We start from the raw sequence: 15,139 nt of genomic DNA on the forward strand, positions 1-15,139 counted from the left end.
GGCGGCCGGAGCACGACCCCGAGACCCACCCGATCCGACAGAGAACCGACCACGCAGAAACCGAGGTACGCACATGCCGAAGATCTACAACGACGTCACCGAGATCGTGGGCCGCACCCCGCTCGTCCACCTGAACCGGCTCGACGAGGGCCTGCCCGGCAACGTCGCCGTGAAGCTGGAGTTCTACAACCCGGCCAACTCCGTCAAGGACCGCATCGGCGTGGCCATCATCGACGCCGCCGAGAAGTCCGGGAAGCTCAAGCCGGGCGGCACGGTCGTGGAGGGCACCTCCGGCAACACCGGCATCGCGCTGGCCATGGTCGGCGCCGCCCGCGGCTACAAGGTCATCCTCACCATGCCCGAGACCATGTCCACGGAGCGCCGGGTCATGCTGCGCGCCTACGGCGCCCAGATCGTGCTCACGCCGGGCGCGGAGGGCATGCGCGGCGCCGTGGAGAAGGCCCAGGAGATCGTGGACTCGACCGACAACGCGGTCCTCGCCAGCCAGTTCGCCAACGAGGCCAACCCGGCGATCCACTACGCGACCACGGGCCCGGAGGTCTGGGAGGACACCGACGGGAAGGTCGACGTGTTCATCTCGGGCGTGGGCACCGGCGGCACCATCACGGGCGCGGGCCGCTACCTGCGCGAGCAGAAGCCCGACGTGCGCCTCGTCGTCGTCGAGCCCGCCGACTCGCCGCTGCTCACCGAGGGCAAGGCCGGCCCGCACAAGATCCAGGGCCTCGGGGCGAACTTCATCCCCGACATCCTGGACCGCGAGATCTACGACGACGTCTACGACGTGACCGTCGAGGACTCCGTGCGGGTCGCCCGCGAGCTCGGCACCAAGGAGGGCATCCTCGGCGGGATCTCCTCGGGCGCCATCGTCTGGGCCGCCCTGCAGGAGGCCGCCAAGGAGGAGAACCGGGACAAGCTCATCGTGGCGATCGTGTGCGACTTCGGCGAGCGCTACATCTCCACCCTGCTCTACGAGGACATCCGGGGCTGATCCGCGGCCGACGGGCCCACGACCCGCCCGCACCGGGAATAGCGCCGCCCGCCGGCGGTGTTGCCCCGGTGGTGGGCGGGTCGTTCCCGTCCGCGCCCCCGTACGTCCCCCGCCGCCGGCGGGACCCGAACCCCGCCCCCGGAAGAACAGAGGAAGACCGTGAGTTTCTGGAGCAGACTCGCCGAGGACCTGCAGACGGCCCGGACGCACGACCCGGCGGCACGGTCCCGGGTGGAGATCGCCCTCAACTACTCGGGTCTGCACGCCATCTGGGTGCACCGGCTGTCCCACCGGCTGTGGCAGCACCCCGACCGGCGGCTGCTGGCCCGCACGGTCTCCCAGCTGGGGCGCTTCCTCACCGGCGTGGAGATCCACCCCGGCGCGACCATCGGGCGCCGCTTCTTCATCGACCACGGCATGGGCGTCGTCATCGGGGAGACCGCCGAGATCGGCGAGGACGTGATGATCTACCACGGGGTGACCCTGGGCGGCCGCTCGCTGGAGAAGGTCAAGCGGCACCCCACTGTGGGCGACCGCGTGGTGATCGGCGCCGGCGCCAAGATCCTCGGGCCCGTGGAGATCGGGGCCGACTCCGCCGTGGGCGCCAACGCGGTGGTCGTCAAGGACGTCCCGGAGGACTCGATCGTGACCGGGATCCCCGGCAAGGTCCGCCCGCGCACGCCCGAGAAGCAGGAGCCGCTCGTGGATCCCTCCACCTACATCGACCCCGCCATGTGGATCTGAGCCGGACCCGCTCCGCACGACGCCGGCCGGACGCCCCCGCGAGGGGCCGTCCGGCCGGCGTCGTCGTGTCGGGACGGGGTCAGGCGACGACCTCGGAGCGGTCCCCGCTCCACAGGGTGTGGTAGACGCCCTCGGCGTCGTCCGTGCGCCGGTAGGTGTGCGCGCCGAAGTAGTCGCGCAGCCCCTGGGTGAGGGCCGCGTTGAGCCGCGGCCGGCGCAGGGAGTCGTAGTAGTTCAGCGTGCTCGCGAACACGGGGGCCGGGATGCCGCGCTCCACGGCGCGGGCCACGACGCGCCGCCAGGACGGCAGGGCGTCCTCGATCGCGGCGACGAACTCCGGGGCGAACAGCAGGTTCAGCGGCTGCTTGCCCCCCTTGTAGGCCTCCATGATGACCTCGAGCAGCTCGGCGCGGATGATGCAGCCCTCGCGCCACAGGCTCGCGATGGTGGCGAGGTCCAGGTCCCAGCCGTACTCCGCCCCGGCCATCGTGAGCATGTCGAGGCCCTGGGCGTAGCTGACCAGCTTCGAGGCGTAGAGGGCCTTGCGCACGTCCTCCACGAACGCGGGGTCGTGCACGACGTCCTCGGTGGTGCCGCCGACGCCGGCGGGCAGCACCCGCTGGGCCTCGACGCGCATCTCCGGCTCGGCGGAGGACAGCGCCCGGGCGAAGACCGACTCGGCGATCGCGGTGACCGGGGAGCCGAGCTCGAGGGCCTCCTGGACCGTCCAGCGGCCCGTGCCCTTCTGCCCCGCGGCGTCGACGATCACGTCGATGAGCGGCTCGTCCGTGCGGGCGTCGACCTGGCGCAGCACGTGCGCGGTGATCTCGATGAGGTAGGAGGCCAGCTCGGTGCGGTTCCACTGCTCGAAGACGTCGGCCTGCTCGGCGGGCTCCAGGCCCGCCACGGAGCGCAGCAGCTCGTGCGCCTCGCCGATGACCTGCATGTCGGCGTACTCGATGCCGTTGTGCACCATCTTCACGAAGTGGCCGGCGCCGTCCGTGTCGATCCACGCGCAGCACGGCCTGCCGTCCTCCGCCTTGGCGGCGATGTCCTCGAGGAGGGGCCCGAGGGAGTCGTAGGACTTGCGGGGACCGCCCGGCATGATGGAGGGGCCGAGCAGCGCGCCCTCCTCACCGCCCGAGACGCCGACGCCCACGAAGTCCAGGCCCTTCTCGGCCAGTTCCCGCTCGCGGCGCCGGGTGTCCTGGAAGTAGGAGTTGCCGCCGTCGATGATGATGTCGTCCTTCTCGAGCAGCGGCACGAGCTGCTCGATGACGGCGTCCACGGGGGCGCCGGCCTTGACCATCACGAGGATGCGGCGGGGGGTCTCGAGGGCGTCCACGAGCTCCTGGAGGGTCTCCGTGCGGATGAACGTCCCCTCGTCGCCGTGGGCGTCGAGCAGGGCGTCCGTCTTGCCGACGGAGCGGTTGTGGAGGGCGACGGTGTATCCGTGCCGGGCGAAGTTGCGGGCGAGGTTCGCGCCCATGACCGCGAGGCCGGTGACCCCGATCTGAGCTTTCTGTTCTGCTGCCATGCCCCCCAGCCTACAAACTCCGGGAGGGCGCTCCGTCCGGTGCCCACTTGTTGCCGCGGCTCGCGGCCGCGGACGGCGCGGACGCACCGACCGCGACGTCCGGAGAAGTGCCGGCGTCACAATCACCGCGCGACCCGCCGGGGATCCTAGATTGGACCTGCAGCACGACGAGTCGGGGGGCCGGGGATGGACGCGTGGAAGACGGCGCTGGCGGGGGCCGTGGCCGCTGCCGCCCTGTGGTCGGGGGCCGCGCCCGCGGCCGCCGCCGGCGACAGGCTCGACCTGCTCCTGGGCACCAGGCTGGTGCTCGACGAGGCCACGGTCGGCCAGGCCACCGAGGGGGCTGCCCGGCTGTGCGGGGGCCCGCCCAAGAAGTACGTCCAGCAGGCCCGGAAGGCCGCCCGCACGGGCAGCATCGTGGTCCTCTGCACCGGGCCCCGGGACCAGCAGGTGTACTTCCGCTGACCGCACGCGGGGCCGGACCGGCCCGGCGGCGGATCGAGGTGGGTCCTACCGGGATCGAACCGATGACATCCACGGTGTAAGCGTGGCGCTCTACCAGCTGAGCTAAAGACCCTGACAACCGGGTGGGAGGTTTCCGCAACCGCCGGCACCCGGTTCCCGAACAGGTTACCCCCCGTGACGGGCGGTGCGGTCCGGCTCCGGCGTGACGTTGAGCATAGTCGCCGGCGGGCCTACGGCCGGGCGAGTCGCCGTTCGAGCGCCGCCAGGAACTCGGACGCGGGGGCGTCGACCTTCAGCCGCGCCGCGGCGTCCCCCCGCGTGCGCCCGTGGTTGACGATCACCACCGGGACGTCGGCGCGCACGGCGTGCCGGACGAAGCGGCGGCCGGAGTTCACCGTCAGGGACGAGCCGACGACCAGCAGGGCCTCGGCGGCGTCCACCATGCGCAGCGCGCGCAGCACCCGGTGCCGGGGCGCGTTCTCGCCGAAGAACACGACGTCCGGCTTGAGGATCCCGCCGCACACCGGGCAGTCGGGCACCCGGAACCCGGCCGTGCGCGGCACCAGGGCGTCGGCGTCCGGGGCGAACTCGATGTCGTCCGGGGAGGAGATCGAGTCGTAGAAGCCGGGGTTGAGCTCGTCGAACAGGTCGGAGAGCACGACCCGCGGGATGAGGGTGGCGCAGCGCAGGCACCCCACCTGCGTGTAGCGCCCGTGCAGGTCCACGACGTTGAGGGAGCCCGCGGCCTGGTGCAGGCGGTCGATGTTCTGGGTGACCACGCCGGTCACCGCCCCGGACTCCTCGAGGCGGGCCAGGGCCGTGTGCCCGGGGTTCGGCCGGGCCCGGGCCAGGTGCCGCCAGCCGTACTGGTTGCGGGCCCAGTAGTGCCTGCGCATGGCGGCGCTGCCCATGAACTCGTCGAAGGTCATGGGGGTGCGGGGGGTGGACCCGGGGCCGCGGTAGTCCGGGATCCCGGAGTCGGTGCTGACGCCCGCTCCCGTCAGGACGGCCGTCCGGCGCCCGCCCAGCAGCTCGACCGCCCGCGCGAGGCCGGCCTCGGGACCGGCGGCGTCGGGGTCCGGGAACTGGTCGGGCGGGAGAGGGGCGCCGTAGCCGGCGCGGACGGTGGGCATCGTGGCTCGTTCGGGTCCGGGGCGTCCCGGCTCAGCCGTGCAACCGGGCGATGGCCGTGCGATAGGCCTCGAACTCGCGGGGCACGCCCCGCTCGGACCGGAAGGCGTCGACGACGACGCCCTCGGGGTCCAGCACGAACGTGGCCCGCTCCGCGAGACCGCCCACCGGGTCGAACACCCCGTAGCGCTGCGCCACCTCCCCGTGGGGCCAGAAGTCCGAGAGCAGGTCGAAGTCGAAGGACTCCTCCCGGGCGAACGCCCGCAGCGCGTACTTCGAGTCGGTGGACACCGCGAGCAGCCGCACCCCGGCATCCTCGAACACCGGGAGGCCGTCCTGCAGCCGGCACAGCTCACCGGTGCACGTCCCGGAGAACGCGAACGGGAAGAACACGACCGCCACCGCACGGCCCCGGAGCCCGCTCAGGGCGATCGGCTCGCCGAACTGGTTCTGCAGGGTGAACTCCGGAGCGGTGGCGCCGATCTCGAGCATGCGTGGTCTCCTCCGGTGGGTCCGTGGCGCCCGGCCGAGCGGTGCGCCGGTCAGATGTTGCGCTTGGGCATGAGCCGCGTCGCGGCCCAGTCCGCGCTGACGCGGGCCGTGGTGGTCACGTGCAGACCCGCCGTGGGGGCGGCCTCCTGGACCTCCGCGGGCGGCACGTAGCCGTCCCGGCCGGCCTTGGGCGTCAGCACCCACACCACGCCGCCGTCGTCCAGGGTGGTGGTGACGTCCACCAGCGTGTCGACGAGGTCGCCGTCGCCCTCGCGGAACCACAGCAGCACGGCGTCGACGACCTCCTGGTCCTCCTCGTCGAGCAGGTCCGAGCCGATCACCTCCTCGATCCCGTCCCGCAGGTCGAGGTCGACGTCCTCGTCGTATCCGAACTCCTGGATGTAGTCGCCATCCTTGAAACCGAGCTGGACTACCGCGTCACCCGCGGTGGTCTTGGCCTCGCTCACTGTTCTTGCTCCTTCTGGGGGTCGGGTCGACCAACGACGACCGCGCACTGCGTACCGGTGCGGGGCTCCGCCTGCCCGTCGGCGGACCGCGGGGGCACGGTGGCGGGCCGGATACCGGCTTCACCGTCCAGACAACACCGGATCAGGGACTCTTTCAAGCTCCCGCACGGTGCGCACCCCCGAATCGTGGGCTCGTGCGGCGTGTGACGCTCCGTCCCGGGTGTGGAAGCATGGACCCAACAGACACCCCGTGCGCCCGAGCGGCCCGGTCGGCGCAATCCGCACGCCGGGCCCGCTCCCGGGCGCCGCCCGTCCCCGGGTGGCGTCCGGACAGCGGTCCGGGCAACGGGTATTTTGAGACTGTCGCACGGGCCGGCCGCGTCCTCGCGCGCACACCCGCCCGGTCCCGTCCGGCAACTCGACGAAGAGAGGTTGAACGTGCCTTCATCCAGCAACCACCACATCCTCAGTGGCTTGACCAACAACCTGAAGGACTCCGACTCGGAGGAGACCCGGGAGTGGATCGAGTCCTTCGAGGGCCTGATCGAGACGCAGGGCACGGAGCGGGCGCAGTACATCATGCGCGCCCTCCTCCAGCACGCCGGCGCCAAGAGCGTGGGCGTGCCGATGGTGACCACCACCGACTACGTGAACTCGATCCCCGTGGACCAGGAGCCCGAGTTCCCCGGTGACGAGGAGATCGAGCGGCGCTACCGGGCGTTCCTGCGCTGGAACGCGGCCGTGATGGTGCACCGGGCCCAGCGCCCGGAGATCGGGGTGGGCGGGCACATCTCCTCCTACGCCGGCGTGGCGACCCTCTACGAGGTGGGCCTCAACCACTTCTTCCGCGGCCCCGAGCACCCCGGCGGCGGCGACCAGGTGTTCTGGCAGGGCCACTCCTCGCCCGGCAACTACGCGCGCGCCTACCTCGAGGGACGGCTCACCGAGGAGCAGCTGGACGGCTTCCGGCAGGAGAAGACGAAGGCCCCCGAGGGCCTGCCCTCCTACCCGCACCCCCGGTCCATGCCGGACTTCTGGCAGTTCCCGACCGTGTCCATGGGCATCGGCCCGATGAACGCGATCTACCAGGCGCAGTTCAACCGCTACCTCCACAACCGCGGGATCAAGGACACCTCCCAGCAGCACGTCTGGGCGTTCCTGGGCGACGGCGAGATGGACGAGCCCGAGTCGCGCGGACTGCTCCAGCTGGCCGCCAACGACAAGCTGGACAACCTGACCTTCGTGGTCAACTGCAACCTGCAGCGCCTGGACGGACCGGTGCGCGGCAACGGCAAGATCGTCCAGGAGCTGGAGGCCTTCTTCCGCGGCGCCGGCTGGAACGTGGTCAAGGTGCTGTGGGGCCGCGAGTGGGACCAGCTGCTCGCCAAGGACGAGGACGGCGAGCTCGTCCGGATCATGAACGAGACCCTCGACGGCGACTACCAGACCTACAAGGCGGAGTCCGGCGGGTTCATCCGCGACCACTTCTTCGGCAAGTCCCCGGCCACCAAGGAGCTCGTCGCGGACATGAGCGACGACGAGATCTGGGAGCTCAAGCGCGGCGCGCACGACTACCACAAGGTCTACGCCGCCTACAAGGCCGCGACCGAGCACGAGGGCCAGCCGACCGTGATCCTGGCGCAGGGCGTCAAGGGCTACGGGCTCGGCAGCCACTTCGAGGCGCGCAACGCGACCCACCAGATGAAGAAGCTGACCCTCGAGGACCTCAAGGCCTTCCGGGACCACCTGCGCATCCCGATCTCGGACGAGGAGCTGGAGAGCGACCTCTACGGCGCCCCGTACTACCACCCCGGCAAGGACTCGCCGGAGGTCAAGTACCTGCTCGAGCGCCGGAAGGAGCTCGGCGGCTTCCTCCCCGACCGCCCGCACCAGCAGGACGAGATCGCGTTGCCCTCCGACGCCGCGTACAAGTCCGCCAAGAAGGGCTCCGGCAAGCAGATGGCCGCCACCACCATGGCGTTCGTGCGGATCCTGAAGGACCTGCTGCGGGAGAAGGAGTTCGGCCACCGGATCGTGCCCATCGTCCCCGACGAGGCCCGCACCTTCGGGATGGACTCGTTCTTCCCCACGGCGAAGATCTACAACCCGAACGGGCAGAACTACCTCTCCGTGGACCGCGAGCTCATGCTCGCCTACAAGGAGTCCCCGCAGGGCCAGATCCTGCACGCCGGGATCAACGAGGCCGGCTCCGTGGCGGCCTTCACCGCCGCGGGCACCTCCTACGCCACCCACGGCGAGCCCATGGTGCCGGTCTACATCTTCTACTCGATGTTCGGCTTCCAGCGCACCGGCGACTCCTTCTGGGCCGCCGCCGACCAGATGACCCGCGGGTTCATCATCGGGGCCACCGCCGGGCGCACCACGCTCACCGGCGAGGGCCTCCAGCACGCCGACGGCCACTCCCCGCTGCTGGCCGCCACCAACCCCGCGGTGATCCACTACGACCCCGCCTACGGCTACGAGATCGCCCACATCGTCCGGCGCGGCCTCGAGCACATGTACGGCACGGGCGACGAGGACCACAACGTCATGTACTACCTGACGGTCTACAACGAGCCGTACCAGCAGCCGGCCGAACCGGAGGACGTCGACGTCGAGGGCATCGTCAAGGGCATCTACCTGCTCAAGCCCGCCGACAACGAGGGGCCCCGCACCCAGCTGCTCGCCTCCGGCGTGGCCGTGCCCTGGGCCCTCGAGGCGCAGAAGCTGCTCGCCGCGGACTGGGGCGTCTCGGCCGACGTGTGGTCGGTGACGTCCTGGACGGAGCTGCGCCGCGACGGCCTGGCCGCCGAGCGCGAGGCGTTCCTGAACCCGGGCGACGGCTCCCGGACCCCCTACGTGGCGCAGCAGCTGGCCGGGGCCACGGGACCGGTCGTGGCCGTCTCGGACTTCAGCGCGGACCTGCCGGACAAGATCCGCCAGTTCGTCCCGAACGAGTTCGCGTCCCTGGGCGCCGACGGCTTCGGCTTCTCGGACACCCGCGCCGGCGCCCGCCGGTACTTCAAGATCGACTCCCACTCGATGGTGGTCCGCGCCCTGGAGATGCTCGCCAAGCGCGGGGAGGTCGACTGGCGCGCACCCGGCGAGGCGATCGAGAAGTACGCCCTGGGCGACGTCACCGCCGGCACCTCCGGCAACGCGGGCGGCGACGCCTGAGCCGCGCCCTCGAGCGCTCGACGGCGCCCCGTCCACCCGCTCCGGGTGGGCGGGGCGCCGTCGTCGTCCCCGGTCCGGAGGCCGCCGTCCCGTGCTCTAAGCTCGGAGGCATGGCAGGACAGGACGGGAACTCCACGACGCGCTGGCTGCGCCCCTCGCGCCGGCGCGCCACCGACCGGTCCCGCCCCGTCGCCCCGCCGCACCCCCGCACGCTCGAGAACCTCAAGGCCAACCTCGGGGCGATCTCCACGGTCGCGACCCGCCGCCTCGAGACGGACCTCGGCTGGTTCGAGGAGCTGCGCGCCGACGAGCGCTCGGAGCTGGGGCTCGTGGCGCAGCGGGGCATCTCCTCGTTCGTGCGCTGGTACGAGGACCCCGAGGAGCCGCTGTGGGTGCTCACCCAGGTCTTCCGGGGCGCGCCCACGGACCTCACGCGCTCCATCTCCCTGCAGCACGCCCTGCAGCTGCTGCGGATCGTCGTCGACGTCGTGGAGGAGAAGGTCCCGGAGCTGGCGAAGCACCACGACGAGGCCGCGCTGCGGGAGGCCGTGCTGCGCTACTCGCGGGAGATCGCCTTCGCGGCCGCCGACGTCTACGCCCGGGCGGCCGAGAACCGCGGGTCCTGGGACGCCCGCCTGGAGTCCCTCGTGGTCGACGGGATCCTCCGGGGCGAGCACTCCGACTCCCTGCGCTCCCGCGTCGCCGCCCTGGGCTGGGTGTCCACGGGCCCGGTCACCGTGCTCACGGGCTCCGCGCCCGAGGCCGCGGGTCCCTCCACCGTCGCCCGGCTCCGCCGGCTGGCCGGGCGCTACGCCCAGGACTCCCTGGTGTCCATCCAGGGCGACCGGCTGCTGCTCATCCTCGGGGGCCTGTCGGACCGGGACGCCGCCCTCGAGAAGCTCACCGCCGCCTTCGGACCGGGACCGGTGGCCTACGGCCCGGAGTCCCCCACGGTCTTCGCGGCCGGCCGCTCCGCCCGGCTGGCCCACGCCGCCCTGTCCGTGGCGTCGGCCTGGCCGGCGGCGCCCCGCCCGGTCCACTCCGAGGACCTGTGGCCGGAGCGGGCGATGGCCGGGGACGAGAGCGCGCGCACCGCGATGGTCGAGTCGGTGTACCGCCCGCTCACGCGCTCCGCGACCGGGCTCGTGGAGACCCTCTCCGCCTACGTGTCGGTGGGCCACTCCCTGGAGGCCACCGCCCGGGAGCTGTTCGTGCACGCCAACACGGTGCGCTACCGGCTGCGCCGGATCAGCGACCTGACCGGCTGGGACCCGCTGGTCCCCCGCGACGCCTTCGTGCTGCACTGCGCCCTGGTGGCCGGCCGGCTCGCGGACTCGTGCGCGCCCATCGACACCTCCGCCCCCGCCGTGGGGCCGGTGTTGTAGCTTCCCTACAAACCTCGTCACCGGGGTTGGTGGCCTCCGGGCCCCCGCCGGGGGGCCCATCCTTGCGAAGCTGGACCGGTGATCGCGATCGTCTGCCCCGGACAGGGCTCCCAGAAACCAGGCTTCCTCACCGAATGGCTCACCCTCGACGGCGTCCGTGCCCACCTCGAGGAGCTGGGCGAGGCCGCGGGGCTCGACCTCGTGCACTACGGCACCGAGGCCGACGAGGACACCATCAAGGACACCGCGGTGGCCCAGCCGCTCATCGTGGCCGCGGGCCTCGTGGCGGGCCGGCTGCTCGGGGACCGGATCGGCCCCGGCCGCGAGGACCTCGTGTTCGCCGGGCACTCCGTCGGTGAGATCACCGCCTCCGCCCTGGCCGGTGCCCTCAGCGAGGCCGACGCCATGGCCTTCGTGCGGACCCGGGCCAACGCCATGGCCGCGGCGGCGGCGGCCGTCCCCACCGGCATGAGCGCGGTGCTCGGCGGCAAGGAGGACGAGGTGCTCGCCGCCGTCGAGGCCGCGGGCCTGACGGCCGCCAACGCCAACGGGGGCGGGCAGACCGTGGCAGCCGGGACCCTGGAGCAGCTGGCCGCGCTCGCGGAGCACCCCCCGGCCCGCGCCCGGGTCGTCCCGCTCAAGGTGGCCGGCGCCTTCCACACCGAGCACATGGCTCCCGCCCTGGAGCCCCTGCGCGAGCTGGTCCCCCGGCTCTCCCCCGCCGATCCCGTGCACCCGCTGCTCTCCAACGCCGACGGCGAGCCGGTGGCCGGCGGCGCCGCCGCCCTCGACTCGCTCGTGGCCCAGGTCTGCCGGCCGGTGCGCTGGGACCTCTGCATGCGCACGCTCCTCGAGCGCGACGTCGAGCAGATCGTCGAGCTGCCGCCCGCGGGCACCCTGGTGGGCCTGGCCAAGCGCGGCATGAAGGGGGTCCCGGCCCTCGCCGTGAACTCCGCGGAGGAGCTGGCGCAGGCCAGGAGTATTCTTGACTGACGTCCGCGCGCGCACCCCGTGCGCCGCCCGTCCCGAGGCCGGAGCAGCCGTTCCGCCCCGCCCAGCCGGCCCGTCCGCCGCGCCCGGCCGCACGAAGGAGCAACGACCCCTGTGGTGACCCTGAAGCAGCAGAAGACCAACGCGCACTCCCGGATCCTGGGCCTGGGCGTCTACCGTCCCGACGTGATCGTGACCAACGACGACGTCTGCCAGTGGATCGAGTCCTCGGACGAGTGGATCCAGCAGCGCACGGGCATCAGGACCCGGCACCGCGCCGCCGAGGACGTCAGCGTGCTCGACATGTCCGAGCACGCCGCCCGGGAGGCGCTGGCGGACGCCGGCATCGAGGCCTCGCAGCTCGGGGCGGTCATCGTCTCCACGATCTCCTTCCCCTACCTCACGCCGTCCGCCGCGGCGGCCCTGGCGGACCGGCTGGGCGCCACCCCGGCGCCCGCCTTCGACATCTCGGCCGCCTGCGCGGGCTACTGCTACGGCATCGCCCAGGCGGACGCCCTCGTGCGCTCGGGAGCGGCGGAGCACGTGCTCGTCATCGGGGTGGAGAAGCTCTCCGACGTGATCGACAACGGCGAGCGCTCCATCTCGTTCCTCCTGGGCGACGGCGCCGGCGCCGTGGTGGTCGGCCCGTCCGACACCCCCGGCATCGGCCCCTCCGTGTGGGGCTCCGACGGCTCCAAGTGGGACGCCATCCGGATGACGCACCCGCTCACCGACATCCGGGCCGTGGAGCAGGGCCGCGAGCGCACCCCCTCGCCCGACCTCCTGGACCCGGAGACCGGTGCGGTGCCCGAGGGCGCCACCCTCTGGCCCACCCTGCGCCAGGACGGCCAGACGGTCTTCCGCTGGGCCTCGTGGGAGGTCGCCAAGCGCGCCCAGGAGGCCATGGACGTGGCCGGGATCGGACCCGAGGACCTGAGCGCGTTCATCCCGCACCAGGCGAACATGCGCATCATCGACCAGATGGCCAAGACGCTCAAGCTGCCCGACTCCGTGGTCATCGCCCGGGACATCGCCGACTCCGGCAACACCTCCGCCGCGTCCGTGCCCCTGGCGATGCACCGTCTGCTCGCCGAGCACCCGGAGCTGTCCGGGAAGCTGGCCCTGCAGATCGGCTTCGGCGCCGGCCTGGTCTACGGCGCCCAGGTCGTCGTCCTCCCCTGACCCCGCCGGCGCGCAGGCCGTCCCTCCGGGGCCCGGCCCACGTGTCGGTGCCGCCGCGGGGCCCTGCGAGTCGTCGTAGGGTTGAACCGCACACCCGATGTCCCCCGGCCCGGCCCCACGGCCTGACCGGGACCGATGCGCCCGGCACCTGACCGGGGGCGCCCGTCACCACCGGCTGCTCCGGCAGCCGCAGAGAAAGGAAGCCACCATGGCGAGCAAAGAAGAGATCCTGACCGGCCTGGCCGAGATCGTCAACGAGGAGACCGGCCTCGAGACCGAGGCCGTCCAGCTGGACAAGTCCTTCACCGAGGACCTCGACATCGACTCCATCTCGATGATGACCATCGTGGTCAACGCCGAGGAGAAGTTCGACGTGACGATCCCCGACGAAGAGGTCAAGAACCTCAAGACCGTCGAGGACGCCGTCAACTTCATCGACAACGCCCAGGCCTGATCCGGCCGGTCGGTGCGCGGCGCGGCGGAGCGCACGAGCCGCCGCGCCGCACCGACCCGCGACCGGGCGGGCCGCCCGCCGCTTCACCCCAGGACACGAGGAAGTGCAGTCATGACCCGCAAAGTAGTCGTCACCGGTCTCGGTGCCACCACCCCGATCGGTGGCACCGTCCCCGAGCTGTGGCGCAGTGCCACCACGGGCGTCTCCGGTGTCAGAGCCATCGAGCACGACTGGGTGGACACCTACGATCTGAGCGTGCGGATCGCCGCGCCCGTCTCGACCCCTGCCGGCGAGGTGCTCCCCCGGGTGGAGGCCAAGCGCCTGGACCCGTCCGGTCAGCTGTCCGTCATCGCCGCCCGCGAGGCGTGGGCGGACGCCGGTTTCTCCGGCAGCAACGCCGAGACCTCCGAGGAGGTCGACCCCGACCGCTTCGCCGTGGCGTTCGGCACCGGCATCGGCGGGGTCTGGACCCTGCTCGACGCCTACGACACCCTGCAGAAGCGCGGCGCCCGGCGCGTCATGCCCCTCACGGTGCCGATGCTCATGCCCAACGGCAACGCGGCCGCCGTCGGCATGGACCTCAAGGCCCGTGCCGCGTCGATCACGCCCGTCTCGGCGTGCGCCTCCGGCACGGAGGCCTTCTACCAGGGCATGAACCTGATCCGCTCCGGCAAGGCCGACCTCGTGGTGGTCGGCGGTGCGGAGTCCGCGATCCATCCGGTGACCATCGCGGCGTTCTCCTCGATGCAGGCGCTGTCCAAGCGCAACGACGAGCCCGAGCGCGCCTCCCGGCCCTACGACACCGGACGCGACGGGTTCGTGATGGGCGAGGGCGCCGGCGCCGTGGTCCTCGAGTCGGAGGAGCACGCCCGGGCCCGCGGCGCGCGGATCTACGCGGAGCTGGCGGGTGCCGGGCTCACCTCGGACGCCTACCACATCACCGCGCCCGACGACGAGGGCCGCGGCGCCGCCCGCGCCCTGGCCGAGGCGATGGAGACGGGCGAGTTCGGGCCCGCCGACGTCCGGCACGTCAACGCCCACGCCACCTCCACCCCCAGGGGCGACGCCCCGGAGGCCGGTGCCCTGCGCCGCGCGTTCGGCTCGGCGGTGGACGAGATGTGCGTCTCGGCCACGAAGTCGATGACGGGGCACCTGCTGGGCGGTTCCGGCGCCGTGGAGGCCGTGCTCACCGTGCTCGCCGTCCACCACCGCGTCGCCCCGTGCACGATCAACCTGGAGGACCAGGACCCGGAGATCGATCTCGACGTCGTCACGGACGCCCGCGACCTCCCGGGCGGCGACTTCGTGGCCGTGTCCAACTCCTTCGGCTTCGGCGGCCACAACGCGGTCGCGGCGTTCCGCACCGTCTGAGCGCCGGTCCCGGACCGGCACCGGCCGGCGCAGCACGAGGAAGGGCCGTCCCGCGGGACGGCCCTTCCTCGTGCTGCGGGCCCGCTCCCCGGAGGCGGGGCGGGCCGGGCGGCTCAGCCGACGCGGTGCAGCCACCGCACGGGCGCGCCCTCGGCGGCGTGCCGGAACGGCTCGAGCTCCTCGTCCCAGGCCTCGCCCAGGGCGAGCGAGAGCTCGTTGATGACGAGCAGCGGGTTGCCCGCCGCCGTCTCGTAGGCGTAGCGGATCCGGTCCTCCGAGACCATGATGTTGCCGGCGGCGTCCGTGGTCGCGTGGAAGATCCCGAGATCGGGGGTGAAGGACCACCGGGCGCCGTCGTGACCGCGGCACGGGTTCTCGGTGACCTCGAAGCGGAGCCGTCCCATCGTGCGCAGTGCGGAGGCCAGGAGCGCTCCGGTGCCGGCGGGCCCCGACCACTCCAGCTCCGCGCGCACGGCCCCGGGCTCGGCGTTCTGCTGGGTCCACTCCAGCTCCGTGCGCTGGCGCGCGACCGACTCCAGCGCCCACTGGATGTGCGGGCACAGCGCTCGTGGGGCGGAGTGCACGTAGAGCACTCCGCGCGTGGTGGGTGAAGACATGACCTGTTCCTCCGTCGTGTAGGTACGTCTTCCCCAACGCCCTGCACGGAAGCGGTCCCACCCGGCCGGCCGCGGCGAGCGTGCCGCGCCCGGACCATGCTGTTGTCCGGGCTCCCGT

General features: G+C 72.5%; 14 protein-coding genes and 1 tRNA gene. 9 read left to right on the top strand and 6 right to left on the bottom strand.

The features are described from left to right. Window positions 1–73 precede the first annotated feature (73 nt). Both cysK and epsC read left to right on the top strand, forming a co-directional pair. Window positions 74–1,009, top strand: coding sequence for a cysteine synthase A (cysK, locus tag QYM41_RS11090; protein ID WP_368799790.1), 936 nt, complete (start codon window positions 74–76; stop codon window positions 1,007–1,009). A 159-nt stretch (window positions 1,010–1,168) separates the two neighbouring features. Next, entirely contained in the window at window positions 1,169–1,753 is a 585-nt protein-coding gene (gene epsC, locus QYM41_RS11095) for a serine O-acetyltransferase EpsC (RefSeq protein ID WP_368799791.1), read from the top strand. 79 nt (window positions 1,754–1,832) lie between these two features. Here the strand turns inward: epsC and gnd are convergent, their stop codons facing one another. Then, window positions 1,833–3,290, bottom strand: a complete 1,458-nt coding sequence (gnd, locus tag QYM41_RS11100; protein WP_368799792.1) for an NADP-dependent phosphogluconate dehydrogenase — start codon at window positions 3,288–3,290, stop codon at window positions 1,833–1,835. A gap of 186 nt (window positions 3,291–3,476) precedes the next feature. On the opposite strand from gnd, the gene QYM41_RS11105 reads away from it, so the two are divergent. Further along, window positions 3,477–3,755, top strand: a complete 279-nt coding sequence (locus QYM41_RS11105) for a hypothetical protein (RefSeq protein ID WP_368799793.1) — start codon at window positions 3,477–3,479, stop codon at window positions 3,753–3,755. Window positions 3,756–3,794: 39 nt separating this feature from the next. Here QYM41_RS11105 and QYM41_RS11110 read toward each other — a convergent pair. The 4 genes from QYM41_RS11110 to QYM41_RS11125 form a co-directional block, all read right to left on the bottom strand. Beyond that, window positions 3,795–3,867: transfer RNA gene (locus tag QYM41_RS11110), tRNA-Val, on the bottom strand. A 118-nt stretch (window positions 3,868–3,985) separates the two neighbouring features. Further along, window positions 3,986–4,888: an NAD-dependent protein deacetylase gene (locus QYM41_RS11115; protein ID WP_368799794.1), complete on the bottom strand. Its 903-nt coding sequence runs from the start codon at window positions 4,886–4,888 to the stop codon at window positions 3,986–3,988. A 31-nt stretch (window positions 4,889–4,919) separates the two neighbouring features. Continuing rightward, entirely contained in the window at window positions 4,920–5,378 is a 459-nt protein-coding gene (locus QYM41_RS11120) for a peroxiredoxin (RefSeq protein ID WP_368799795.1), read from the bottom strand. A 50-nt stretch (window positions 5,379–5,428) separates the two neighbouring features. After that, window positions 5,429–5,845 (bottom strand): DUF3052 domain-containing protein, encoded by a 417-nt coding sequence (locus tag QYM41_RS11125; protein ID WP_368799796.1) that lies wholly within the window; start codon window positions 5,843–5,845, stop codon window positions 5,429–5,431. A 438-nt stretch (window positions 5,846–6,283) separates the two neighbouring features. Between QYM41_RS11125 and aceE the strand changes: the two genes are divergently transcribed. The 6 genes from aceE (at window position 6,284) to QYM41_RS11155 (ending at window position 14,404) form a co-directional block, all read left to right on the top strand. Continuing rightward, window positions 6,284–9,022, top strand: a complete 2,739-nt coding sequence (aceE, locus tag QYM41_RS11130) for a pyruvate dehydrogenase (acetyl-transferring), homodimeric type (RefSeq protein ID WP_368799797.1) — start codon at window positions 6,284–6,286, stop codon at window positions 9,020–9,022. A gap of 110 nt (window positions 9,023–9,132) precedes the next feature. Beyond that, the gene (locus QYM41_RS11135; RefSeq protein WP_368799798.1) at window positions 9,133–10,407 is read left to right on the top strand and encodes a PucR family transcriptional regulator; all 1,275 of its coding nucleotides are present in this window, start codon (window positions 9,133–9,135) and stop codon (window positions 10,405–10,407) included. Window positions 10,408–10,485: 78 nt separating this feature from the next. Beyond that, window positions 10,486–11,400 (top strand): ACP S-malonyltransferase, encoded by a 915-nt coding sequence (locus QYM41_RS11140; protein ID WP_368799799.1) that lies wholly within the window; start codon window positions 10,486–10,488, stop codon window positions 11,398–11,400. A gap of 111 nt (window positions 11,401–11,511) precedes the next feature. Beyond that, complete coding sequence (locus QYM41_RS11145; protein ID WP_368799800.1) at window positions 11,512–12,579, top strand: beta-ketoacyl-ACP synthase III; 1,068 nt, start codon at window positions 11,512–11,514, stop codon at window positions 12,577–12,579. 208 nt (window positions 12,580–12,787) lie between these two features. Further along, window positions 12,788–13,033, top strand: a complete 246-nt coding sequence (locus QYM41_RS11150; RefSeq protein ID WP_017833742.1) for an acyl carrier protein — start codon at window positions 12,788–12,790, stop codon at window positions 13,031–13,033. 111 nt (window positions 13,034–13,144) lie between these two features. Continuing rightward, window positions 13,145–14,404, top strand: a complete 1,260-nt coding sequence (locus QYM41_RS11155; protein WP_368799801.1) for a beta-ketoacyl-[acyl-carrier-protein] synthase family protein — start codon at window positions 13,145–13,147, stop codon at window positions 14,402–14,404. Window positions 14,405–14,517: 113 nt separating this feature from the next. Here QYM41_RS11155 and QYM41_RS11160 read toward each other — a convergent pair whose 3' ends face one another. After that, window positions 14,518–15,021: a DUF3145 domain-containing protein gene (locus QYM41_RS11160; protein WP_298585107.1), complete on the bottom strand. Its 504-nt coding sequence runs from the start codon at window positions 15,019–15,021 to the stop codon at window positions 14,518–14,520. Between the last annotated feature and the right edge of the window lie 118 nt (window positions 15,022–15,139).

It is taken from the genome of Kocuria oxytropis, assembly GCF_040981195.1.
Classification (GTDB): Bacteria; Actinomycetota; Actinomycetes; order Actinomycetales; family Micrococcaceae; genus Kocuria; species Kocuria oxytropis.